The organism is Okeanomitos corallinicola TIOX110 (assembly GCF_038050375.1).
GTDB lineage: Bacteria > Cyanobacteriota > Cyanobacteriia > Cyanobacteriales > Nostocaceae > Okeanomitos > Okeanomitos corallinicola.
In genome coordinates, this window is the sequence record NZ_CP150886.1 from 3268710 (window position 1) to 3295488 (window position 26779).

At 34.5% G+C, this 26779-nt stretch carries 13 protein-coding genes; 12 read left to right on the plus strand and 1 reads right to left on the minus strand.

Annotated elements, in window-relative coordinates; translation table 11 throughout:
- The first annotated feature begins 8 nt into the window (after positions 1 to 8).
- The 11 genes from WJM97_RS14230 (at position 9) to WJM97_RS14280 (ending at position 23993) form a co-directional block, all read left to right on the plus strand.
- On the plus strand, positions 9 to 3236 hold the full coding sequence (locus WJM97_RS14230; protein WP_353929454.1) for an amino acid adenylation domain-containing protein: 3228 nt from the start codon (positions 9 to 11) through the stop codon (positions 3234 to 3236).
- A gap of 63 nt (positions 3237 to 3299) precedes the next feature.
- Entirely contained in the window at positions 3300 to 11012 is a 7713-nt protein-coding gene (locus WJM97_RS14235; RefSeq protein WP_353929455.1) for an amino acid adenylation domain-containing protein, read from the plus strand.
- A 103-nt stretch (positions 11013 to 11115) separates the two neighbouring features.
- Entirely contained in the window at positions 11116 to 15297 is a 4182-nt protein-coding gene (locus WJM97_RS14240; RefSeq protein ID WP_353929456.1) for an amino acid adenylation domain-containing protein, read from the plus strand.
- A gap of 104 nt (positions 15298 to 15401) precedes the next feature.
- Positions 15402 to 16580, plus strand: a complete 1179-nt coding sequence (locus WJM97_RS14245) for a 2-isopropylmalate synthase (RefSeq protein WP_353929457.1) — start codon at positions 15402 to 15404, stop codon at positions 16578 to 16580.
- 145 nt (positions 16581 to 16725) lie between these two features.
- On the plus strand, positions 16726 to 18936 hold the full coding sequence (locus WJM97_RS14250) for an ATP-binding cassette domain-containing protein (protein WP_353929458.1): 2211 nt from the start codon (positions 16726 to 16728) through the stop codon (positions 18934 to 18936).
- Between the two features lie 34 nt (positions 18937 to 18970).
- A complete protein-coding gene (locus tag WJM97_RS14255) occupies positions 18971 to 19948 on the plus strand; it encodes an MvdC family ATP-grasp ribosomal peptide maturase (protein ID WP_353929459.1) in 978 nt (325 codons plus the stop codon).
- Positions 19949 to 20055: 107 nt separating this feature from the next.
- Positions 20056 to 21036 carry an MvdD family ATP-grasp ribosomal peptide maturase gene (locus tag WJM97_RS14260; protein WP_353929460.1) on the plus strand — a complete coding sequence of 327 codons (981 nt, stop codon included), beginning with the start codon at positions 20056 to 20058 and terminating at the stop codon, positions 21034 to 21036.
- A 39-nt stretch (positions 21037 to 21075) separates the two neighbouring features.
- Entirely contained in the window at positions 21076 to 21207 is a 132-nt protein-coding gene (locus WJM97_RS14265) for a hypothetical protein (RefSeq protein WP_353929461.1), read from the plus strand.
- 43 nt (positions 21208 to 21250) lie between these two features.
- Positions 21251 to 22918: a GUN4 domain-containing protein gene (locus tag WJM97_RS14270; protein WP_353929462.1), complete on the plus strand. Its 1668-nt coding sequence runs from the start codon at positions 21251 to 21253 to the stop codon at positions 22916 to 22918.
- 113 nt (positions 22919 to 23031) lie between these two features.
- Positions 23032 to 23238 (plus strand): glycogen debranching protein, encoded by a 207-nt coding sequence (locus tag WJM97_RS14275; RefSeq protein WP_353929463.1) that lies wholly within the window; start codon positions 23032 to 23034, stop codon positions 23236 to 23238.
- Positions 23239 to 23423: 185 nt separating this feature from the next.
- A complete protein-coding gene (locus WJM97_RS14280) occupies positions 23424 to 23993 on the plus strand; it encodes a methylmalonic aciduria and homocystinuria type D protein (protein WP_353929464.1) in 570 nt (189 codons plus the stop codon).
- Here the strand turns inward: WJM97_RS14280 and WJM97_RS14285 are convergent.
- Positions 23990 to 25054 (minus strand): potassium channel protein, encoded by a 1065-nt coding sequence (locus tag WJM97_RS14285; protein WP_353929465.1) that lies wholly within the window; start codon positions 25052 to 25054, stop codon positions 23990 to 23992. The genes WJM97_RS14280 and WJM97_RS14285 overlap by 4 nt on opposite strands.
- A gap of 406 nt (positions 25055 to 25460) precedes the next feature.
- On the opposite strand from WJM97_RS14285, the gene WJM97_RS14290 reads away from it, so the two are divergent.
- The gene (locus WJM97_RS14290) at positions 25461 to 26744 is read left to right on the plus strand and encodes an aspartate aminotransferase family protein (RefSeq protein ID WP_353929466.1); all 1284 of its coding nucleotides are present in this window, start codon (positions 25461 to 25463) and stop codon (positions 26742 to 26744) included.
- Positions 26745 to 26779 lie beyond the last annotated feature (35 nt).

Here is a 26779-nt window from a genome sequence, read left to right on the forward strand (position 1 = left end):
TACCAATCATGGAAAACATCGAAGACCTTTATGAACTTTCACCAATGCAGCAAGGGATGTTATTTCATACCCTTTATGCACCAGAATCAGAAGTTTATTTTGAGCAATTACTGTGTGTTATCTCTGGGGAATTGAATGTTTTGGCTTTCCAAACAGCTTGGGAACAGGTTGTAGCTAGACATTCAGTTTTACGTAGTTCCTTTTATTGGGAAGAAATAGAAAAACCCTTGCAAATGGTGAGTAAGCAAGTGGATCTTCCTTGGGAAAAAATAGATTGGCGACATTTAAAATCTGAAGAACAAAAACAGCAATTAGAGGAATTTTTAGTATGCGATCGCCAAAAAGGATTTGCACTAAATCAAGCTCCCTTAATGCGATTTGCAATCATTCAATTAACACAGCAAACCTATCAATTTATTTGGAGTCATCATCATATTCTCTTTGATGGTTGGTCAATGCAAATTATCCTCAAAGAAGTGTTAGCTTTGTATGAAGCAAAGCAAAAGGGAGAAGATTTAAGACTTGCACCAGTTCGTCCCTATCGAGAATATATTGAATGGTTACAGCAGCAGGATATTAAAAAAGCACAAGAATTTTGGCAACAAACACTTCAAGATTTTGAAACTCCTACCCTGATAGGGAATAGGGAACAGGGAACAGGAAACAGAATCAAAGAAATATATCAGGAAAAACGGTTTCAACTATCTACAAAAGTAACAGAAAAATTACAATCTGCGGCGCGACAGCATCATTTAACCTTAAATAATTTAGTGCAGGGAGCATGGAGTTTATTAATTTCCCGCTACAGTGGAGAAAAGGATGTAGTCTTTGGTGCAACTGTATCTGGTCGTCCGCCGGTACTTGAACAAATAGACTCAATGGTGGGATTATTAATTAATACCATTCCCAACCGCGTAAAAATTGATAATCAAACAGAATTATTAACCTGGTTTAAAGAAATACAAAATCAAGCATTAGAACAAGAACAATATAGTTATTTTTCCCTGGCAGAAATTCAACAAATGAGCGATATTCTTCCCGGAATGCCCTTATTTGAAAGCATTTTAGTATTTGAAAATTATCCCGTAGATTCTCAAAAACAAGAAAATCAAAAAACCTTAGAAATTAGTAATCTGAGTTGTTTTGAAAGAACAAATTATCCGTTAACAATAGTAATTAATCCTGGTTCAAAACTAGGAGGGAGAATTGTTTATAACAGCAGCATTTTTGATGAACAGACAATTAACAGAATGATTGGACATTTCCAAACATTACTAACCAAAATCTCCGAGAATTTACAACAAAATATTTCGCAATTATCTTTACTTAGTGCAGAAGAAGAACAAGAATTAATTGTTTTAGAAAATCATCAACCATCAAAAGCTATTAATTATCAATGTGTTCATGTTTTATTTGCTGAACAAGTAGAAAAAACTCCCGATGCTATAGCAGTTATTTATAAACAAGAACAGTTAACATATCAAGAATTAAATAAACGTGCTAATCAATTAGCTCATTATTTAAAATCATTAGGAGTTAAACCAGAAACTAAAGTAGGAATTTGTATTGAGCGTTCCTTGGAAATGGTAATAGGAATACTCGCAATTCTCAAAGCTGGTGGTGCTTATGTTCCCCTAGATCCAGCTTATCCTAGTGAAAGATTAGCCTTGATGCTAGAAGATGTACAAACATCAATATTATTAACACAAACTTCTCTGGAAAATAAACTACCAATAAATAATCAAACTGTAGTAAATATTGATCAAAATTGGGAAATTATTTCTCAATATCCAGAAGAAAATTTACCCAATGAAGTTAGTCCAGAAAATTTAGCTTATATCATTTATACCTCCGGTTCAACAGGAACACCAAAAGGAACAGAAGTTCCCCATCGTAGTTTCATAGGTTTTATGTTTGGGGTTGATTATATTCAACTTGATGAAAAACAAATCTGGTTACAACACTCATCAATTTCTTGGGATGCACTCACATTAGAACTATGGCCACCTTTACTGTATGGTGGAAGTTGTGTATTGTATCCAGATAGAATACCCACACCAGAAGGTTTAGTAGAAATTATTCAAAAATACAAAGTTAATACCCTATTTTTAACTACAGCATTATTTAATTTATTAATTGATCAAATACCACAGGGTTTATCAGAAATTAAACAATTGATGTTTGGTGGTGAATCTATTTCTGTAAATCATCTTCATCGTGCATTAGCAATTTTACCAGAAACGCAAATAATTCATGCTTACGGACCTTCAGAATGTACAGTATTTACCTGTTGTTATCTCATTCCTAAACAAATTCCTGAAAATATCAAATCTATTCCTATTGGTAAACCCATTGGAGATAGAAATGTTTATTTATTAGATACTCATTTACATAGAGTTCCGATTGGTGTTCCCGGTGAATTATATGTAGGTGGTGCAAGTGTTGCTAGAGGGTACTTAAACCAACCAAAATTAACCAGTGAAAAATTTATTGCTAATCCTTTTATTCAAGGAGATATACTTTATAAAACAGGGGATTTAGTTCGTCGTTTACCTGATGGAAACTTGGAATTTATAGGACGGATTGATACACAAGTAAAAGTTCGTGGTTTTAGAATTGAACTATCAGAAATTGAAGCCGTTCTAATTCAACATCCTGACATTAAACAAGTTGTAGTGATAGCAAGAGAAGATGAACCAAGAAAGAAATTATTAGTAGCATATTTGGTAACAAATAATAATTCATTAACGCCTAGCAATTTGAGAAACTTCCTTAAACAGACATTACCAGATTACATGATTCCTAATGCTTTCGTAATTTTAGAAGCATTACCTTTAACTCCTAATGGCAAAATCAATCGTCGTGTCTTACCTGTTCCCGATCATACCCAAAGAAATTTAGAAATTGATTTTGTTGCACCTCGCACACAAATAGAACAAGAATTAACGACTATTTGGAGTGAAGTTTTGAATTTGAAACAAATAGGAATTAACGATAACTTCTTTGAATTAGGAGGACATTCTTTACTAGCGACACAAGTTATTTCGCGGTTAAAAGAAGTATTTAACTTAGATTTTTATTTACGTTATTTATTTGAAAATCCCACCATTGCCGAACTTGCCAAAAAAGTCACAGAACAACAACTAGAACAAACAGAAAATGATGAACTAGCCAAAATCTTAGCAGAAGTAGATCAATTATCAGAAGAAGAGGTAACACAACAATTGTTTTCATAAACATTAATTTCTTAACCTCTATGTCTCTGTGGTTCGATAAAAAATAATTTTCAACAAAACATCATGAGCGATATATTAAAACGTCTGGAAAACCTCTCCCCAGAAAAACGGGAATTAGTCCTCCAAAAACTCAAACAACAACAAAAATCACCAGCACTAAAACCAATATCACGGGAACAACCAATACCCCTATCCTTTGCACAACAAAGACTATGGTTTCTTGATCAACTAGAAGGTGATAACTACGTTTATAACATCCCTTTCTTCTGGAAAATTGACGGATATCTAAATATTAACTCCCTAGAAAAAGCCATTAAAGAAATTATCCAACGTCATGAAATATTACGGACTAGCTTTTCTGTTATTAATGAATCACCAACACAAATAATTCATCTTCAATCACAATTGAAAATACAGGTTTTAGACTGGAAACAATTAACAGCATCTGAACAGTTAAATCAAGCTCAAAAGTTAGCAAAAGAAGAATTACAACAGCCATTTAATTTATCAAAATCGCCCTTAATTAGGGTAAAATTGTTGCAATTAACGGAACAATCTCAGCTACTATTTTTAGTCATCTATCATATAATTGCTGATGGTTGGTCAATGGATATTTTCCGCCGGGAATTGTTCAATTTGTACACAGATTTTTGTGCAGAAAAATCTTCTTCCTTACCGGAATTATCTTTACAATATGCTGATTTTGCACATTGGCAAAGACAATATTTACAAGGTGATATACTACAAAAACAAATCAATTATTGGCAACAACAATTAGCTGAAGTTTCCCCCCTGCTAGAATTACCCACAGATCATCCACGTCCATCAGTTCAAAGTTTTAGAGGACGTAGTGAATTTTTACAAATTGATCGGGATTTAACGCAGAAATTAAAGCATTTAAGTCAAGAGTCAGGAACGACGATGTTTATGACTTTACTGACAGTATTTGCGCTGTTATTGTCCCGTTATAGTGGTAAAGAAGATATTGTCATTGGTTCTGCGATCGCCAATCGAAACCGTCGGGAAATAGAACCCTTAATTGGCTTTTTTGTCAATACCTTAGCTTTGCGTACCAACTTACAAGGAAATCCCACCTTTAAAGAATTATTACAACGGGTAAAACAAGTAACCTTAGATGCTTATGACCATCAAGATTTACCCTTTGAAAAATTAGTTGATGAATTAGGTTTAGAGCGATCGCTTGCTTATCATCCCCTATTTCAAGTTGCTTTTGGTTTGCAAACTGGAACTCAAGAAAAATTAGAAATTCCTGGTTTAACTCTCACCCGTTTTGAGTGGGAAAACACCACCACATTATTTGATTTATCCTTAATTTTTCGAGAAACTCCCCAAGGTTTAATCGGAGAATGGGAATATGCAACAGATCTATTTGATCAAGAAACTATCCAAAGAATGCTCGGACATTTTGAAGTTCTGATTAAGACAATTATTGATCAACCAAATCAAAAAATTAATAATATATCCTTACTTATAGAAAAGGAAATTCAGCAACTACAAATCTGGAATCAAACTCAAACTAAATATCCTCAAAATAAAACTCTAGTTGATTTATTTACAGAGCAAGTTAACAAAAATCCTAATAATTTAGCTGTAGTTTTTGAATCCCAAAGTTTAACTTATCAACAATTAAATGAAAAATCAAATCAATTAGCTAATTATTTAATAGAGAATTATCAAATTCAAGCAGATACATTAATTGGTATTTCTGTTGAACGTTCTTTAGAAATGATTATTGGTGTCCTTGGTATTCTTAAAGCTGGTGCTGCTTATGTACCAATTGACCCTAATTATCCCCAAGAACGAATTAAGTTTATGTTAGCAGATTCGGGGATATCGGTATTATTAACTCAAAGTTTTTTATTAGATAAATTACCGTTATTAGATAATTCTATTGAGGTTTTTTGTTTAGATGATAGCTCACGCAAAGACGCAAAGACGCAAAGAAAGACACAAAGTGAAATCAGGAAAAATGAAATTAAACCTAATAATTTAGCTTATGTTATTTATACTTCTGGTTCGACAGGAAAACCTAAAGGGGTAATGATTGAACATCAAGCAATTGTTAATTTAGCCTTAGCTTGGACTGAAACATTTAAAATACAAAATCACAGTCGTTTACTTCAGTTTGGTTCTTTTAGTTTTGATTTATCTATTGGTGAAATTAGTACGGCTTTAGTTTCTGGTGCTTGTTTATATTTAGGAAATAAAGAAACTTTATTACCAGGTCACAGTTTAGTTGATTTTTTAACTAAACACAAAATTACCCATAGTTTTTTATCTCCTTCAGCTTTATCTGTTTTACCAAAGGTCAGTTTTCCTGATTTAAAGTGTATTACTGTAGGTGGTGAAGTTTGTAGTGATGAATTAGTTAGTCAATGGGGAAAAGGAAGAAATTTTTATAACTGCTATGGTCCCACAGAATCTACTGTGATTGCTGCATTATACCTTTGTCAACCTAATGATAAAAAACCTGCCATTGGTAAACCAATTTCCAATACTCATATCTATATTTTAGATGCCAATAATCAACTTTTACCTCCAGGAATACCAGGAGAATTATGTATTGCTGGTGCAGGTTTAGCTAGGGGTTATTTAAACCGTCCTCAAATTACAGCAGAGAAATTTATTGATATTGAATTATTTGGTAAAACTGAGAGAATTTATAAAACTGGTGATTTAGCAAAATGGAATTATGATGGCAATTTAGAATATTTAGGACGTATTGACGATCTGATAAAATTAAGAGGTTTTAGAATTGAAATAGGAGAAATTGAATCACTTTTATTACAACATCATTTAGTTAAAGAAGCTGTTGTAGTGTTATCTACAAATAATGGTAATTCTAAATTATTAGCTTATATTACAGAATTAGAAAAATCTGCTAATTTAGCAACTGAAGTTAAGGAATATCTGAAAAATCGCCTACCAAATTATATGATTCCTAGCCAAATTATGGTTTTGGAAACATTACCGCTAACTGCTAATGGTAAACTAGATCGGCGAGCATTACCAACACCAAATATAGATATTGCTGATAATTTGGAAATACCCGTTACTCCCACAGAAGAAATACTAGCTAGTTTATGGCAAGGGTTATTAAAAATAAAATCTGTTGGTCGTTCTGATAACTTCTTTGAATTAGGTGGAAATTCTCTTTTAGCAACTCAATTAGTAACGCGAATTCGTGATAGTTTGAGTGTAGATTTACCTGTTCGTAAAGTATTTGAACAAAGTATTTTATCTGAGTTAGCGCGAGAAATTGAAAAAGCTACTCAAAGTGTGAATTTACTACCTCTTTTACCACAGCCAGAAAATGAACCTAAAGCATTATCTTTTGCTCAGTCAAGATTATGGTTTTTAGCTCAATTGGAAGGTCAAGGAACTTCATCTACTTATAATATGCCAGTGGCATTTCATCTGGATGGAAATCTCAATGTAGAGGTTTTAAAGCAAAGTTTAACTTATTTATTACAACGTCATAGTAGTTTACGTACTTATTTCCCAGCTTTGGAGGGAGAACCCCAAGTAGTTGTGAGAAATATAGAAGAAATAGAAGTATTAGAAATTGTAGATTTGCAAAAATTTGATCCTCAAACTCAAGCAGAAACTGTACAAAAGTTAGCTGATATTCATGCTCAAACACCCTTTGATTTAAATATTGATTGTTTGTTTAGAGCTAAATTACTGCAACTTAGTCAAACTAAAAATATCCTGTTGATGAATATGCACCACATTATTAGTGATGGTTGGTCAATGGGTGTGTTTAAACGAGAATGGGAACAGGCTTATGCTGCTTATGCTGCGGGAGCTACTCCCAATTTAGCACCGTTACCGATTCAATACAGTGATTTTGCGGACTGGCAGCGTAATTGGTTACAAGGTGAAATCCTCAAAACCCACGAAGATTACTGGCAAAAACAGTTAGGTGATGCACCCCGCTTGCTGGAATTACCTACAGATTATCCCCGTCCAGCGCAACAAAGTTACCAAGGTAAAAGGGAAGAATATTTTTTGAGTCAAGAACTAACTCAGCAACTTAAACACCTGAGTCAAGAACAGGGTGTCAGTTTGTTTATGACCTTGTTTACGGCTTTTAGCATTTTACTCTCGCGTTACAGTCGTCAAGAGGATTTGTGTGTTGGTTCTGGTATTGCTAACCGCACCCATAGTTACACAGAAAAGTTAATTGGTTTTTTTGTCAATACCTTAGTATTAAGAAGCAAAATTCAGTCAGAAAAAACATTTATTGATTTACTCCAACAAACTCGCCAAACTTGTTTAGATGCTTATGCTCATCAGGATATTCCCTTTGAGTATTTAGTGGAAAAACTGCAACCAGAACGTAGTTTAAGCTATAACCCTTTATGTCAAGTAATGATAGTTGTGCAAAACATGGAAGGAGCAGGGAAAAATGTGAGTTTAACAGGTTTGGAAATTCAACAATTAGAACAAAATTATCCCTTCGCCAAGTTTGATTTAACATTGTATCTCTTTGAAAAAAATGAACAATTATATTGTATGTGGGAATACGCCACGGATTTATTTGCAGACTCAACAATTAAACGTATGGCGGCACATTTTGAAGTTTTGCTCACAGCAATTATTCAAAATCCCCAACAGCTAATTTATCAACTACCTCTAATTACTACCACGGAAATAAAACAACTACAAACTTGGAATCAAACCTATAACAATTACCTTCAAAATCAAACACTGGTAGATTTATTTGCACAACAAGTCACACAAAAAACTAATAATTTAGCTGTGGTTTTTGAATCCCAAAGTTTAACTTATCAACAATTAAATGAAAAATCCAATCAATTAGCTGATTATTTAATAGAGAATTATCAAATTCAACCAGATACATTAATTGGTATTTCCGTTGAACGTTCTTTAGAAATGATTATTGGTGTTCTTGGTATTCTTAAAGCTGGTGGTGCTTATGTGCCAATTGACCCCAATTATCCCCAAGAACGGATTAAGTTTATGTTGGAAGATGCGGGGATATCGGTATTATTAACTCAAAGTTTTTTATTAGATAAATTACCATTAAATGATTTAGATAATTCTATTGAAGTTTTTTGTTTGGATGATAGCTCACGCCAAGACGCAAAGACGCAAAGGAAGAAGCAAACGGAAATCAGGAAAAATGAAATTAAACCTAATAATTTAGCTTATGTTATTTATACTTCTGGTTCGACAGGAAAACCTAAAGGAGTAATGATTGAGCATAGAGGAATAGTAAATTTAACTTTGGCAGTTAATCAAGTCCTGCAAATTCAACATCAAAGCCGTTTACTTCAGTTTGCTTCTTTTAGTTTTGATGCCTCAATTTGGGAAATTGCTACTACTCTTGTGGCTGGTGCTTGTTTATATCTAGCACAAAAGGAAACCTTGTTACCCAGTCAAGATTTAATTAACTTTTTAACTGAACACAAAATTTCACACCTTACCTTACCTCCCTCGGTTTTATCTCTATTACCCCCAGCAAATTTACCTGATTTGCAAGTTTTAGTTACTGCTGGTGAAACTTGTCCAACAGAATTAGTAAATCAGTGGGCAAAGGGAAGGCATTTTTTTAATGCCTATGGACCAACAGAATCTACAGTTTGTGCAAGTATATTTCTTTGTCAACCTAATGATAAAAAACCACCCATTGGTAAACCAATATCTAATCTTCATATCTACATTTTAGATGCTAATAATCAACTTTTACCTCCAGGAATACCAGGAGAATTATGTATTGCTGGTGCAGGTTTAGCTAGAGGTTATCTCAATCGTCCTGAAATTACGGCAGAGAAATTTATTGATATTGAATTATTTGGTAAAACTGAGAGAATTTATAAAACTGGTGATTTAGCAAAATGGAATCATGATGGTGATTTGGAATATCTAGGACGTATTGATCATCAAGTTAAACTGCGTGGTTTTAGAATTGAATTAAGTGAAATTGAAGCATCACTACTCAAACATCCAAAAATTCAGGAAGCGGTTGTTGTTGTTAGCAAAGATAGTGATTTTGATCAACGTTTAGTAGCTTATATTGTCCCTACTACCAAAGAAGAAAATACAAACTCAAATGAATTGGTAGAATTGTGGTCAGACCTTTTTAATACTAACTATTCTCAGCAAACAAATCCCACCGATGATCCAACTTTAAATATAGTTGGTTGGAATGATAGCTACACCGGAGAACCTATTTCTCCGACAGCAATGCAAGAATGGCGGGATACAACAATTGCTAAAATTCTGGAACTTACACCCAAAAAAGTTTGGGAAATTGGTTGTGGTTCAGGAATGTTATTGTTTAAGGTTGCTCCCCATTGTCAACATTATTTAGGTACAGATTTTTCACCGGAAGCATTACAGTACATTGAACAATATCTAGAACCACAAGCTCTCAAAAATAAAGTTAGTTTAAAAGTTGGCGCAGCTAACCAGTTTACAGATATTGAAACCAATGTTTATGATTTGGTAATTATCAATTCTGTAATTCAATATTTCCCATCTTTAGATTACTTAATAGAGGTAATAGAAGGGACAATTAAAACAGTCAGTCATCAAGGAAAAATATTTCTTGGTGATGTGCGAAATTTGCATTTATTAGAGGCTTTTCATACAGCTTCTGAATTTTATCGCTCTGCTGATGAATTATCAATTCAGGAATTACGCCAAAACGTTCAAACAAGCATTCGCACCGAAGAAGAACTACTCATTGATCCTGATTTCTTTTTCGCTATCCAACAAAAGTTTCCACGTATCACTCATGTAGAAATTCAACTGAAACGGGGTAACAATCATACAGAAATGAGTCGTTTTCGTTATGATGTGGTCTTATATTTAGATCAAGCAGAAGCTAATTTTATAGAACCTGAATGTTTAAACTGGCAAGAACAACAGTTAAATCTAGAAACCATTGAGGAAATTTTAACTACTCAAAAACCGGATTTATTAAACATTAAAAATATTCCCAATGCGCGGTTAAGTTTGGAAATGGCGCTGTTAGATAAAATTTCTCAAAGCGATGGAACTATTGCAGATTTAAAAACAGCAATTTTTCAACTTGAATTAGGAATAGAACCAGAAACATTCTGCACCTTAATGGGAGATTTACCCTATAAAGTGTTTATTCAATATAGTTCACTAAATTTGGCTAATTATGATGTGATTTTCCAAAGGAATATTCCTGGAAGAAAGCAAATACCCAGATTTAATCAAAGGGAAAATTGGCGATTTAAACCTTGGCAAGATTACGCTAATCAACCATTACAATATCGTACTAATCAAGTTGATCCAGCTTTGTTAACAGAATGGCGAGATTTTATAGGTAAAACTCTACCTGATTATATGATTCCTAGCCATTTTATGGTGATAGAAAAACTACCACTGACACCAAATGGAAAAATAGATCGTCAAGCTTTACCTGCACCAGATCAAATTGTTGATATAAAAAATATTGAATTACCTGTCACGGAAACAGAAAAATCACTAGCTCAACTTTGGATAAAACTGCTCAAATATGAAATTATATCTCGAACAGATAACTTTTTTAATTTGGGAGGACATTCTTTATTAGCAACCCAATTATGTTATCGTATCCGTGATCAATTCAAAATAGATATCCCACTTCGTCAAGTATTTGAGTTTCCAATTCTCAGTGAATTGGCGAATTATATAGATAGTTGTATTTGGGTTAATTCCAATACATCAGAAATAGAACCTTTAAGTTCAGATGAGGAGGAAATTGAACTATGACTAAGCTGTTACGCACCTAAATTGGATAATCCTAAAATGGTTAAATCCTGTGGGGTGGGCATCTTGCCCGCCAGACTTATACAAATTAAATGCACAACAGCTTATGACTCAAAATCAACAAGTAATTTCTTTAATACAGCGTTTACAAAATCTAGGTTGTCGCATTTGGGCAGAAGATGATAAATTACGAATTCGTACTAGCAAAAACGCTCTGTCTGCTGAACTAAAACAGGAACTTCAAAACAATAAAGCAGAGATTCTGGCTTTTTTAAAAACTGCTAAAACTCAAGCTCTTACTACAGAAGAAATTCCGGTTTTAAGTGCTGATGCTCCTAAACCACTTTCTTTTGCTCAACAACGGCTGTGGATATTATCACAACTCCAGGGAGCATCAACTACTTATAATATGCCGATGGCTTTACAATTAGATGGAGACTTAAATATTGATGCTCTACATTCTAGTTTTGCCTATTTATTAAATCGTCATGAATGTTTGAGGATGTATTTTCCTACAGTTGATGGGGATCCCAAAATTGCTATTTATAAGTTAACAGAAATTGAAGTTTTAAATATCAAAAATGTTCATATTCAAATCAATATTCAAAATTTAATTGATACTCATGGACAAGAATTATTTGATTTAAATACTGGCCCATTGTTTACAGCCAAATTATTGCAAATTAGCGATCGCCAATTTACATTACTGATGAATATGCACCACATTATCAGTGATGGTTGGTCAATGGGTGTTTTTATGCGGGAATTATGGCAAGCTTACACCGCTTTTAACCAAGGTCAAACCCCAAATTTGCCTCCTTTACCTATTCAATATAGTGACTATGCAGCTTGGCAGCGTAACTGGTTACAAGGAGAAGTTTTAGACCGACAAATTAATTATTGGCAAAATCAACTTAATGATGCTCCTCCTTTATTAGAATTACCTACAGATTATCCTCGTCCCGCAGAACAAAGTTATCATGGCGATCGCTATACATTTTCTCTCTCATCAGAATTAAGCACATCTGTAAAAACTTTTAGTCAACAACAAGGTGTCAGTCTCTATATGACTTTGTTGGCAACTTTAAGTATTTTACTGGCTCGTTATAGTCGTCAAAATGATTTGTGTATTGGTTCTCCCATTGCTAACCGCACCCATGCTCAAACTGAAGGATTAATTGGCTTTTTTGTTAATACTTTGGTAATGCGAAATCAAATCAATTGGCAACAAAGTTTTATTGATTTATTACAACAAACTCGTCAAACTTGTTTAGATGCTTATGCCCATCAAGATATTCCTTTTGAAGTTTTGGTAGAAAAGTTACAACCAGAAAGGAGTATGAGTTATAACCCTTTATTTCAGGTCATGTTTGCACTGGAAAATAACGAAAGTCCAGAGGTAAATTTACCAGGATTAAAGATGGAAATATTGGGAGTTAAGGGTGCAATATCCAAGTTTGATTTATCACTCTTGGTAATGGAAGAAAATAACCAATTAACCTGTTCTTGGGAATATGCCACAGACTTATTTGCCAGGGTGACAATTCAAAATATAGCTGAACAATTTGCAGTTCTACTCCAAGGAATTCTTGATAATTCTAATCAACCAATTTATACTTTTCCTTTGATGACAGCAACTCAACTATTACAGTTACAACGCTGGAATCAAACTCAAACCGAATATCCTCAAAACAAAACTTTAGTTGATTTATTTGCACAACAAGTAGAAAAACATCCTAATAATTTAGCTGTAGTTTTTGAATCCCAAAGTTTAACTTATCAACAATTAAATGAAAAATCAAATCAATTAGCTAATTATTTAATTGATAATTATCAAATTCAAGCAGATACATTAATTGGTATTTCTGTTGAACGTTCTTTAGAAATGATTATTGGTGTCCTTGGTATTCTTAAAGCTGGTGCTGCTTATGTACCAATTGACCCTAATTATCCCCAAGAACGGATTAATTTTATGTTAGCAGATTCGGGGATATCGGTATTATTAACTCAAAGTTTTTTATTAGATAAATTACCGTTATTAGATAATTCTATTGAGGTTTTTTGTTTGGATGATAGCTCACGCAAAGACGCAAAGACGCAAAGGGAAACAAGGAAAAATCAAGTTAAACTTAATAATTTAGCTTATGTTATTTATACTTCTGGTTCGACAGGAAAACCTAAAGGGGTAATGATTGAGCATCAAGCAATTGTTAATTTAGCTTTAGCTTGGACTGAAACATTTAAAATACAAAATCACAGTCGTTTACTTCAGTTTGGTTCTTTTAGTTTTGATTTATCTATTGGTGAAATTAGTACGGCTTTAGTTTCTGGTGCTTGTTTATATTTAGGAACTAAAGAAACTTTATTACCAGGTCACAGTTTAGTTGAGTTTTTAACTACACATAAAATTACCCATAGTTTTTTATCTCCTTCAGCTTTATCTGTTTTACCAAAGGTCAGTTTTCCTGATTTAAAGTGTATTACTGTAGGTGGTGAAGTTTGTAGTAATGAATTAGTTAGCAAATGGGGAACAGAACAAAGTTTATATAACTGCTATGGACCAACAGAATCTACAGTTATTGCTGCATTATACCTTTGTCAACCTAATGATAAAAAACCTGCCATTGGTAAACCAATTTCCAATACTCATATCTATATTTTAGATGCCAATAATCAACTTTTACCCCCAGGAATACCAGGAGAATTATGTATTGCTGGTGCAGGTTTAGCTAGAGGTTATCTCAATCGTCCTGAAATTACAGCAGAGAAATTTATTACAGTTGAATTATTTGGTAAAACTGAGAGAATTTATAAAACTGGTGATTTAGCAAAATGGAATCATGAGGGTAATTTAGAATATTTAGGACGTATTGACGATCTGATAAAATTAAGAGGTTTTAGGATTGAAATAGGAGAAATTGAAGCAGTTTTATTGCAACATCATTTAGTTCAAGAAGTAATTGTTACTTTACATAAAACTGATAACAATCAGAGTTTAATTGCTTATGTAATAGGAAATAATCATAATTTATCTACAGACTTTAAAAATAACCTCAAAAATTATCTCAAATCTCGCTTACCAGATTACATGATTCCGGCGCAAATTATTCTCTTAAAACAGTTACCTTTAACACCAAATGGGAAAATTGATCGGAAAAATTTACCGACTCCTAATATTAGATTGGCAAGTTTATATACAGCACCAGGTAACGAAATAGAACAAAAATTAGCGCAATTATGGTCTGCGGTTCTAGAACAGGAAAGAATAGGAATTTATGATAATTTCTTTGATTTAGGTGGTCATTCTTTATTAGCGGTAAAATTAATTAATCTGATTCAACAGGAGTTTAGCAAAAAACTTTCTTTGGGTAGTTTATTTCAAAATCCTACTATTTCTCAATTAGCAGAACAAATTAATAATAATGAATCTACTATATCTGAAAATTCTCATCCTGATTTACTAACACTTCAACCCCAAGGAAATGCAACCCCTATATTTTGTCTTCCTGGTGCAAATGCACATGGTTTCTATTTTCAAGACTTAGCTTTTAATTTAGGAGAACATCCAGTTTATAGCTTAGAAACTCCTGGAAGAGATGGAATGAGTGCAATTCCCAATTCAGTAGAAAATCATGCCAGTCAATTAATTGAAGTATTACATCAACAGCAAACGAAGAGTCCATACATACTTGTCGGATATTCTTCCGGTTGTGCGGTTGCTTTGGAAATGGCTTACCAATTAGAACAGCAAGGGGAAAAAGTCGGTTTACTTGCTATTTTAGATGCTGGTTTAGTTTCTCATCCACAATATTTAATTGATAGGCAAGAAATTGATTGGATTTGGCAATTACTCCAAAGAATTGAAGCCTTAAAAGGTGTTAATTTAGGTTTAAAATATGCTGATTTAGCTGCTCAAATTGATGATCAATCTCGTTGGGATTTAGCCGCTGAATTTTTATATAAACATCAAGTTTTACCAGAACATTCTAGTCTTTCTTTGCTGAAAATTAATATGCAAGTCATGAAAAATTTAACCCAAAATTACGCCAATTATCAACCTAAGTATCAAATTTCTGCGCCAATAGTGTTATTTCGTGCTGAGGAAAATCATGAAATTGTTTTACAAGAACTCCGAGCTATTTCCAATTATGATTTACCGGATTGGGGATGGCAAGCCTATACTCAAAAACCGATCCAGGTGATATCAGTACCAGGAAACCACGGACGAATGCTTTATGAACCAAATATCAAAATTTTATCCACACAATTAATGATGATGATTTCTTAATCTATTAAAACCTACATTCCGCACTTGAATTTAAAATCTTGAATCTTGAATCTTGAATTTTGATTTTTTTGAACTTTCTTTAAACCTGCAAATGGGATCAAACAATGCAAACTCTACCAATTAAAATTTCTGATACAACTCTACGGGATGGAGAACAACAAGTAGGCCTTTTTTTCTCCTATCCAACTAAACACAAATTAGCTCATTTAATTGCTCAAACCGGTGTCCATGAATTGTGTATCATGCCTTGTGTGTGTGAACAAGAAGCAGAGTTAGTCAAATCCTTAGTATCAGCAGGATTGGATAGTATAGTTACTGCTGATACAATGATGGGCAAAAATTACATTGATCACGCTAAGGAATGCGGAGTTAAGCGGATTGTTCTCTTCCATGCTGTTTCTGATCGTTTGCTGTTTTTGCGAAATCCTCAAGTCCGCTTGATGAGTGAATATGAAGGTAAAACCATTGATGATGATATTCCACCGCAGATCATTAATAAAGTTCGTCAAGATGCTATTAATTTGATTGTGGAAAATTTGCATTATGCAACAAAAGTCGCTGGATTAAAAGTTGGTTTTGCCGCTGAAGATGCTTCTAGAGCAGATTTTGATTTTTTAGTAGAATGTATTCGTTCATTTAGTCCTTATATTGAACATTTTCTACTATGTGATACTGTGGGGATTCTAAATCCAGAAAAGAGTTATATCTGGATTAATGATTTGCTTCAATCTACTACAGGAGTAGAGTTTGGGTTACATTATCACAATGATATGGGATTGGCATTGGAAAATACTCTCCAGTCTCTCATAGCCGGAGCAAATTTAGTATCAGGAACTTTTTGTGGAATTGGGGAAAGAGCGGGAAATGTTGCTATTGAGCAGGTTTTAAATGGTTTAAAAATCCGTTTTGGTATTGAAGTTGAAGGAATAAATTATGATGCTCTTGCTGATGTGACAAATTATATTGAAAAATTAGGAGTTCGTCCCGCACCTCCTTATTCTCAAACAGCACAAAGTCATCAATCAGGTATTCATGTTAATTCTTTGTTTCGTGATCCTCAGAGTTACGCTATATTCCCTCATAACGATATAAATATCGTCTTTGGTAAATGGAGTGGAGTTAGTAACTTTCAATATCTCTTTGAAAAGCAATTACACAATCCTCAACCCAGAACCAAGTACGAGAAAATGCGGACTATTATCAAATCACTAGCAACTGAACAAGAGCGATATTTTACAGCTAACGAAGTTTTAGAATTCTGGAAAGATGGTATCTTTGAGTAGTTGCTGTGGAAATCCACAGATCGAAATTTAAAATATTTACAGCCTCAGAGTTAAACTATGGGTGAATCATCGTTCAACTTTTTAATCCTGGGTATTCAACTTTGACAGTTTATCAGTACAAAAATTATCAACATTTTTTCAACAAATGCAAGCTACTACTGTTCAAGATCCAAAATCAAAAAAAGAAAAGTCTTCATCTAATAATCAACTTTGGCAAAGTCTCAAAGCTATCACGGGCCCCTACTGGTATCCTACTGAAGCAAATACTAGGGCATTTTCAGATGTACTTCGCTCTTGGGTAATGCTATTTATCTTTATCATCCTAGTCATAGGACTTGTGGGAGTCAGTGCTGTAGATAGTTTTATCACCCGCAATTTACTTGATACTCTTACTCAAGAAAAAGATTTACAGAAATTTTTTGATATTCTCTGGTTGTTTGTAGGTTCTCTACTCTTAACTACCATTTTTCTTGGACTTTCTAAATATGTCAGAAAACAAATTGCTTTAGACTGGTATGAATGGTTAAACAACTATATAGTCTCTAAATATTTAAGTAATCGTGCTTACTATAAAATAAATTTTAAATCCGATATTGAGAATCCAGATCAACAAATAGCTCAAGAAATAGAACCACTAACTACAAATTCTCTGAATTTTCTCTCTACTTTTTTAGAAAAAATTCTAGAAATGATTACGTTTTTGATCATTCTTTGGAGTATGGCTAAATGGGTAGCAATTGCTGTCATTATTTACACTATATTAGGTAATTTAGTGGCTGGTTATTTAGGTCGAGAGTTGAATAATATTCAGCAAGAAGAATTAAAATCTACAGCAGACTATAGTTATAGTTTAACTCATATTCGCAATCATGCTGAATCTATTGCTTTTTTCCAGGGAGAAGAACAAGAGTTAAATATTATTCAAAAGCGATTTAATAAAATTATTCAAAATACTAAAAGCAAAATTAATTGGGAACGAACCCAGGATTTATTTAATAGAGCATATCAAGCTGTATTGCAAATCTTCCCATTTCTAGTATTTGCACCTTTACAAATTCAAGGTCAAATAGATTTTGGTGAAATTAGTCAAGCTAGTATGGCTTGTAATTTGTTTTCCGTTGCTTTAGCGACGTTAATCAGAGAATTTGCCACTTCAGGACGTTATTCGAGTTATATTGAACGTGTAGTAGCATTGGCTAATGCTTTAGATAAAGTCAATGAACAGTCGGAAAATTTAAGTAGAATTAATACAATCGAAGAAAAGCGTTTGGCTTTTGAAAATGTGACTTTACAAACTCCTAACTATGAACAGCTAATTGTCGAAAATTTGTCATTATCTGTACAACCAGGAGAAGGGTTATTAATTGTTGGTCCGAGTGGTCGCGGAAAAAGTTCTCTGTTACGAGCGATTGCTGGTTTATGGAATTCAGGAACTGGTCTTATAGTCCGGCCTCCTTTAGAAGAAGTCTTATTTTTACCCCAACGTCCTTATATCATTTTGGGAACTTTACGGGAACAATTAACCTATCCCAGCATAGACCGCAAGATCAGCGATCGCCAAATTGAGGAAGTTTTAAAACAAGTTAATCTCCAAAATTTATTAAGTCGGATAGATGGTTTTGATAAAGAAGTTCCTTGGGAAAATATCCTCTCATTAGGAGAACAACAACGTCTAGCATTTGCCAGACTGTTAGTTACTCAACCTAGCTTTACAATTTTAGATGAAGCTACCAGTGCCTTAGATTTAAAAAATGAAGGTAATTTATATGAACAATTAAAAGCAGCAAAAACTACATTTATTAGTGTTGGTCACAGAGAAAGTTTATTCAACTATCATGAATGGGTTTTGGAATTATGCCAAGATTCTAGTTGGCAACTTTTAACAGTCAAAGAATATCATCAACAAAAAGCTCAAGGAATTATCAATAATGCTGCGGAAACTCCAGAAATTACCATAGATGTTTTACCAAGCACTGAATCTCTTACTCCATCAGAAATATCTATAGAGTCTTCGGAAAATGCAGAATCACAAATAGATGTAATAGAAAATGAATCTGTAAATAATGAACCGGCGAACTTAGAAATATCCACAGATACCACAGAGTCTTCGGAAAATGCAGAATCACAAATAGATGTAATAGAAAATGAATCTGTAAATAATGAACCGACGAACACTCTAGAAATATCTACAGATACCACAACAATTGGAGGTCTTTCTCATCGAGAAATGCAAGCATTATCAGGCTTAAAAATTAATACTATTAGAAGTAAGGGTAGTATGGGTAAGACTATTACGACTGATGATGATTCTACCTACCGCTACAACAAAAGTTCAAAGGTGTGGATGATGGTTTAGGAGTTGAACAAAGTAGTGAGTAGATAAGATTTTTATGCACATATCCAAAGACATTGTTTTATTAATTACCCATAGTGGTGATTTCTTCACAATAGATAGAGTTGCAGAAGCCTTAACCAAAAAAGGAGTGCAACCATTTCGTCTCGATACAGATAAATTTCCCTTAGAAGTGCAATTAACAGCACATTTTGATCAGTCGAAAACTTATCATACCCTAGAATATAACAACCAATTAATCAGCACCGAACAAGTTAAAGCTGTATGGATGCGTCGGGTATGGGAACCTCAATTTGGTCAAGAATTAGCACCTAAATTTCGAGAAGCTTGTATTAGAGAATCAAAAGCCACCTTAAATGGTTTTTGGGATAGCCTCAGAGAAGCGCGTTGGGTAGATTATTTAGAACGAATGGATGCAGCAAGTGATAAACTCCGACAACTCAGAGTTGCATCAGAAGTAGGTTTTCAAATTCCTCAAACTCTCATTACCAACAAAGCTGAAGCAGCAAGGGAATTTTTTCAACAAGTCAACGGCAAAATGGTGAGCAAATTATTAACTGCTCTTTCCCGCACCATGGAAGCAACATCTTTCTTTTTTTACACCAGCACAGTCAAAGAAGAAGACTTACAAGATGCGGAATCATTGCGTTATTGTCCCATGGTTTTTCAGGAACAAATTCCTAAAAAATCGGAATTGCGGGTAATTTATGTGAATGGTCAAGTATTTGTAGGCGCATTAGAAGCTGATGTTTATGCAAATGCTAAAGCAGACTGGCGTAAACCAGGAGTAGAAATAGGTGCATGGAGACACCATCAACTACCTGACGAAATTTTACGTCGTTTGCAAATATTCATGGGTAAATTTGGTTTGTCCTATGGAGCATTAGATTTTATCGTTACTCCATCAGATGAATATGTATTTTTAGAAGTCAACCCAGGAGGAGAATGGGGGATGATCGAGAGAGATTTAGACTTACCAATTGCCGATGCGATCGCCAATACCCTTCTTTCCTAAAACATCTGAAATTATGATCAAATTATGATCACTCCATCTGCGTCAATCTGCGTTTATCTGCGTTCAACTTTGATCTAAAAATTAACGAATTTTAGGGAAAAATTATTATGACAGTCCTAATAGTCACCTTTAGCCAAGATAATGAAAGCATTCCTTTAGTCATCAAAGAAATAGAAGCTAGAGGAGAAAAAGCCTTTCGTTTTGATACCGATAGATACCCCACAGAAGTAAAACTAGATATTTATTGTGGTGATACAGAAAAAGTAATTATTACTGATGGTGAAAACAAGTTAGATTTGAGTGAAGTTTCCTCAGTTTGGTATCGGCGGATGCGTTATGGGGCAAAAATTCCCCAAACAATGGAAAAGCAATTTAGAGATGCTTCTGTAGAAGAATGTCGCCGGACTGTGAGGGGAATGATAGCCAGTTTAAAAGCCTTTCATTTTGATAAAATGTCCAATGTTGATATCACCAATCATAAACAATTACAACTGCAAGTAGCAAGGCAATTAGGATTAGATATTCCCCGGACATTAACATCTAATAATTCAGAAGCAGTCAGACAATTTGCATCTGAATTTCCAGAACATGGCATAGTCACAAAAATGCTATCTTCCTTTGCTATTTATGGTGATAAAAACGAAGAAATGGTAGTTTTTACCAGTCCTGTAACAGAGGATGATTTGAATAATATGGAAGGATTGTGTTATTGTCCTATGACCTTCCAAGAAAACATCCCCAAGTCTGTAGAATTAAGAACAACAATTGTTGGACATCATGTATTTACTGCTGCCGTAGATTCTCAAAGTTTATCAGGATCTACCTATGATTGGCGTAAAGAAGGAAGAAACTTAGCCAAGAATTGGCAACCTTATGAATTGCCAGAAGATATTGAGAAAAAACTCCTGCAACTAATGGCCCATTTTGGCTTAAATTATGGGGCAATTGATATTATTGTCACTCCCGATGGACGTTATGTTTTCTTAGAAATTAATCCTGTGGGTGAGTTTTTCTGGATGGAAGTATATCCACCAAATTTCCCAATTTCTAGTGCGATCGCGGAAATCTTACTCACTGGTAGGAATTGATCATCAAAATTACTCACAATGCTACATTTTCACCCAATTATGCAAACAATTACCGCTGGATGCGATCCAGATAATATAGCTTTAAAGCGAATTTTAGAAAAAATTGGCATGAACCTGATAGCAGCAAAAGAGAAAGTTTTAGTCTGGAAGCTATCTAAAGCAGCTAAGTAAGGTAGAGTAATGGTGTGTCCTTACACTGTTAAAAATCAGAATCATGTTAATTAAACAGCAGAAAAAACTAATCACTCATAAAAGTATTAGTATTTATGAACAAACCTATCAATTACCAGTCCTCAAAAATAATAGTGTCAAAAAAGTTCAGCAAAAAATCAAAGAACGCCAACAATTAATTAAAGAAGGTGTCAGATATCATTATCGGTTTGGTGGCATAATTAAGCGAAAAAAAGAAATTACACAGGGAGAAGTTTTGGATGAAGTTAAATTATTTATTCAGGACTATTTTCATATTATTGATTTTTTAGAGAGTTATAAAAATAATTATCATGATTTTTTATTAACTTTGACAGTAGACTTAAAAAAATTATTTAAACAAAAATATTTAGAAGTCAAGAAAATAGAAGATGATAGAAGTAAATTAGAATTAAAAAACCATCAAAATCCCCAGATATTAGAGCAATTAAAAACAGAGAAAAGAGAAAATTTCAAAGCTGTTTTACTATTAAGCAATGCTTATTTTTTAACCTTAGAAAAAATTAGCTTGATTAGTGAAGGAATTAGAAAACTGGGAGAAGATACCCAAAATCAGAAACAAATAGTTGAAAAAGTAGTTAAAGACTTAGAAGTTTATCAAGAGATTTACGAATATCAAAGAAAAGCCCAGAAAGTTCGTCAAGAAATAGCGAAGATTGCCCAAACCGCTATTAATTTTGAAACATCTTTACAAGAATATTTTAGTCCTTTTCAAGTATTAATAGACGAATTAATCAAAGTTGATGAATATTTTTATGCCATTGTTGGAGATATTAAAAATTTAGGAGATAACATTTTAAATTATCAATCTGATTTATTAGATTTAGAAAAGAATCAAGGGTTTTCTCAAAAATTCATTGATTTCATGGTAAAAATTTATGACAAAAAATCTAGATTAGAAGATGCTTTTATAGAATCACAATTATTGGATGGGAACAACCATAATTTTGATTTACTAGAAAATAGTGTTTTTTTGGAACAGGGGATTGATTTAATATCAAATTATATATCAACACAAATTACTGATCAGAGAAAATACCCTGGTATAACAGCAGCCAACTTACCCTCTACTTCTTTATCAACAGCAAAAGAAACAGGATTAATGGAATTAGTTAATAATAATATTGATTTAACCCAAGAATTAATCAGTAATCAAAATATTGACTATACACCATTAAGGGAGCTTCTTCATCAGCAAAAGTGGCAAGAAGCTGATATTGAAACAGCTAAATTAATGTTAAAAGTCATGGGTAAGAATTATTGGAACGAAGTTTATCAGGAAGATATTGATAACTTTCCTTGTCAAGATATTCAACTTATGGATCAACTTTGGGAACAATACAGTTATGGTTATTTTGGTTTTAATATTCAACAAACTATCTGGAGTGAAATGGGTGGACAAGTAGACTATGAAACTGAAAAAAGATTAGGCGATCGCCTGGGTTGGCGAAAAGAGGGAAAATGGCTAGAATATGAAGCATTAACCTTTAATTTATCCCCAATAACACCGATGGGACATCTACCAGCCAAATGGTTAAATTATGATCAAAGTAGAGTGAAATTCACCCCAGAATTGTCTACAGAAAACCGATCAATGGCAGCTTGGCGGGTAAAATCTTGGTTAGTTTGGCAGATGCACCTGTTTTTTGCTCGTGTTCAAAACTGTCAATAAAATCCCTTTAGTTTCTACCATAAAAATAACGAAAGCACCGTTAAATAGTATGCTAAAAGCATCAATAATAATTTGACCAACATTTCACGATCAAATTTTCCAGAGGATTAAATATGAATATTTGGGTAAATGAACAAATTGATCCATCGGGAATGATTTACGCTTGTATTGCTTGTTGTGACCAGAATCAAGCACAAGATTGTCACAAGTCATTTCAGGACGGACTCACAGAAAGACAAAAAGCAGATGGTTGGGTGGCAAGGTTACGCATAGTAACTTCTTGGGAAGAAGTACCTGTTAATTCTTTAAAACTCAATTAACCCAATACCACTAACCCCACGTAAAATTATCAACAGTCCTACTGTCACAGATCATAATTTTGCGAAAATCTCAAGTCTGTCCATCTCTAAATTTCCATATCAAACTTTAATAATTTTTGAGAACTTTTCCGAGTTATCATCATCTCTAAGGAAGAAAATAACTAACTTGCAAAAACAGAAAAAATGTGGTGAGCTATTCTAGTGTTTGTACATCCAAGCCCAGCTATCCCATTAATTTAGTTGGCAACATGGGACAAGCTATCCAAATTTCTATTCACAACCCCAGTCAGTATATCTGTGCTAACTGCGAACAGATATTACCAGATTGGAAACAACAAGAATTCTTGTGGGTGGTAGTTGTCTTACAAAAAGCTAAATACCCACTGACAGAAGTAACAGGAGAAGTAGAAAGGGAAAAGGAAAGGTTGAGAGAAAAATTTATGCGGTTCGGTTGTGATGTAGCTTTCAATTTGCGCGATCGCGGCTACGTAACTGATTTAATTGATCCTCGTACTGGTTATCCTTTACTTTCTCATCCAGGCCATGTCCCCCATGATGATACAGCAGTGGCTAAAGCTTTACTAAATTATCCTGTGATCAAAAATAAATGCTGTGTCTTAGTTCATCCTGAGTGGGGTACTGCGGTTTATCCCAGTGTGTTACTCTCAGCAGCACCACCAGAAATCATTGCACAGGTAACAAATGCGATCGCACCTCTACACGGGTGGACAGAATCGCAAAAACACAATGTCTAACTGTTTTTCGGTCGTCTTAGTTGCTGAGAATTAATTGGGCCGAGAATTTTATTTAAACTCCGCAGCTGTTCCGCTGTACCCATACATATCAGGGTATCTCCTGACATTAAAACAGTGTCACCAGTCGGACCACCTATTAAACTCCCATCACTACGACGAATAGCTAGAACTAAAGCCCCGGTTTGCGATCGCAATTTAGCCATTTGTAAACTTTGACCCACAAAAGGACAAGCCATCTCTTCTAATAAAAATTCTTCCATATATAATTGTCGGTCTGTCCCCGAAAGCATCCCATCCACAAAATCCAAAATCTGCGGTCTTAAGGCCGCCGCCGCCATTCGTTTACCACCAGTAATGTAGGGGGATACTACCGCATCTGCACCACCCCGCTGTAGTTTTTGTACAGCCTCCTCCGTGCTGGCGCGAGCGATCGCCCGAATTTGTGGATTAAGTGTTTTTGCAGATAGAACTGTGTATAAATTTTCCGCATCTGAAGGTAAAGCCGCCACAATACAAATAGCTCTTTCTACCCCCACCTTCAATAAAGTATCATCCAAAGTAGCATCACCCTGAAAAGCAATATAACCTTCCGTCTGCGCCCTTTGTATAGATTCCATATCCGCATCAATCACCACAAAAGCCACACTCTCTGAGCGAAACTCCTTCGCAATTTGTCGCCCAGTCCGACTAAACCCACAAATAATATAATGTCCTAAAAGAGATTCCATTAAACGCCTTTGTTGTCTGAGTCTAATTCCTTCCTGAAAGTAGCCTTCAATTATAGCTTCAGTAAATCTATTGACAATGTAACCAATATTAATGACACCCATTAAAATTAAGCCAATTGTAAATAACCGACCTCGACTACCTAAAGGATGAGTTTCACCATATCCCACAGTCGCCAGAGTAATAACAGTCATATAAGCTGCATCTTGCCATGACCAACCCTCTACCAGCCAATACCACAAGGTCCCAATGAGTAGAACCAAGACTAAAGCCCCAGCCCCAGCCATCAATTCCTGTTGAATGCGCTTGTATTTTTGCTCTAAAGTAGAATACACAGATTTTTAAAGAAGAAGAAATTTGTAAATATTGCCATGAAACAAATAAATGGAATATTGAGTTTTAACACAAAACATACAGCATATAGCAGATAAATTAGGTACAAACTTCAATCAAAAAGCCTGACAACAAAAGATTTTTACCACTGACTGCTAAAAGTTGACCGCTAAAAGCTCCTGTAGCATCAAAAAATTATCGGTCAAATTTCACGGTTAATGATATATTTCAGGTAATGGATTTCAGATCAACTAAAAGTAGTTAGGAATTCTGTATTGGATGGAAATCTATAATTAAAGCTTGTAGTTAGTCCATTCAAGTATGAGTCTTATAAAACTAGAAATATTTGACTTATTTGACTATATTTTTAGTAACTATTAATATAAAAGATTTTCAGGAGGTGCGGTAGTGAGTTTTCAAACTCTAGTTGAACAAACCGAGATCCACCCAGAAGGCAACTCTGCTTCATCTACTCCCTTTGATGCAGATAGCTTTAATGAAGTAGTGATGTCTACCTATGGACGTTTTCCCCTGGCTTTAGAAAGAGGGTCTGGCTGTCGCGTTTGGGATACCCAAGGTAAGGAATATTTGGATTTTGTCGCCGGCATAGCTACTTGCACCTTGGGACACGCTCACCCAGCAATGGTGGCAGCTGTAAATCGGCAAATCCAAAAACTGCATCATGTCTCTAATTTGTACTATATTCCCGAACAAGGGGAATTAGCTAAATGGATTGTTGATCATTCCTGTGCAGACCGGGTATTTTTCTGTAATTCTGGTGCAGAAGCTAATGAAGCAGCAATTAAACTGGCCAGAAAATACGCTCACACTGTCCTAGATATTGCTAACCCAATAATTTTAACTGCTAACGCCAGTTTCCACGGTAGAACCCTAGCCACTATTACCGCTACTGGACAACCAAAATATCAAAAGCATTTTGATCCTCTAGTTCCTGGTTTCCATTATGTCCCCTATAACGATATTGCCGCAGTAGAGGCTGCTGTAACAGAATTAGATGAAGGCAATTATCGTGTCGGAGCAATCTTAATTGAACCACTACAGGGAGAAGGTGGTGTACGTCCTGGAGATGTTGCTTACTTCCAAAAACTGCGCCAGCTTTGTGATGAAATCGGCATTTTGTTGATGTTCGATGAAGTACAAGTAGGCATGGGACGCAGTGGCAAGTTATGGGGTTATGAACACCTGGGAGTAGAACCGGATGTTTTCACCAGTGCTAAGGGATTAGGTGGCGGTATTCCCATTGGTGCAATGATGGCTAAAAAGTTCTGTGATGTTTTCCAACCAGGGGAACACGCCAGTACATTCGGGGGAAATCCTTTTGTTTGTGGTGTGGCGCTGAGTGTGTGCCAAACTTTGGAAAAAGAGAATATTTTGGAGAATGTCCAAGAACAAGGCGCACATTTACGGGAAGGTTTAAAAATGATCGCTCGTAAATATCCTGACCATATTTCAGAAGTCCGGGGTTGGGGTTTAATTAATGGGATGGAAATTAAGGCTGACTCTCAGTTAACTGCTGCTGATGTTGTTAAAGCTGCCATGGATGAAGGTTTATTATTAGTACCAGCTGGTCTTAAAGTCGTCCGATTTGTACCCCCTTTAATTGTCACAGATACAGATATAAATCAAGCATTACAAGTAGTAGAAAAAGTGATGGTTAAAGTTACAGCATAAGTAATTTGTAATTCAATCCACATCCCCGATTTCTA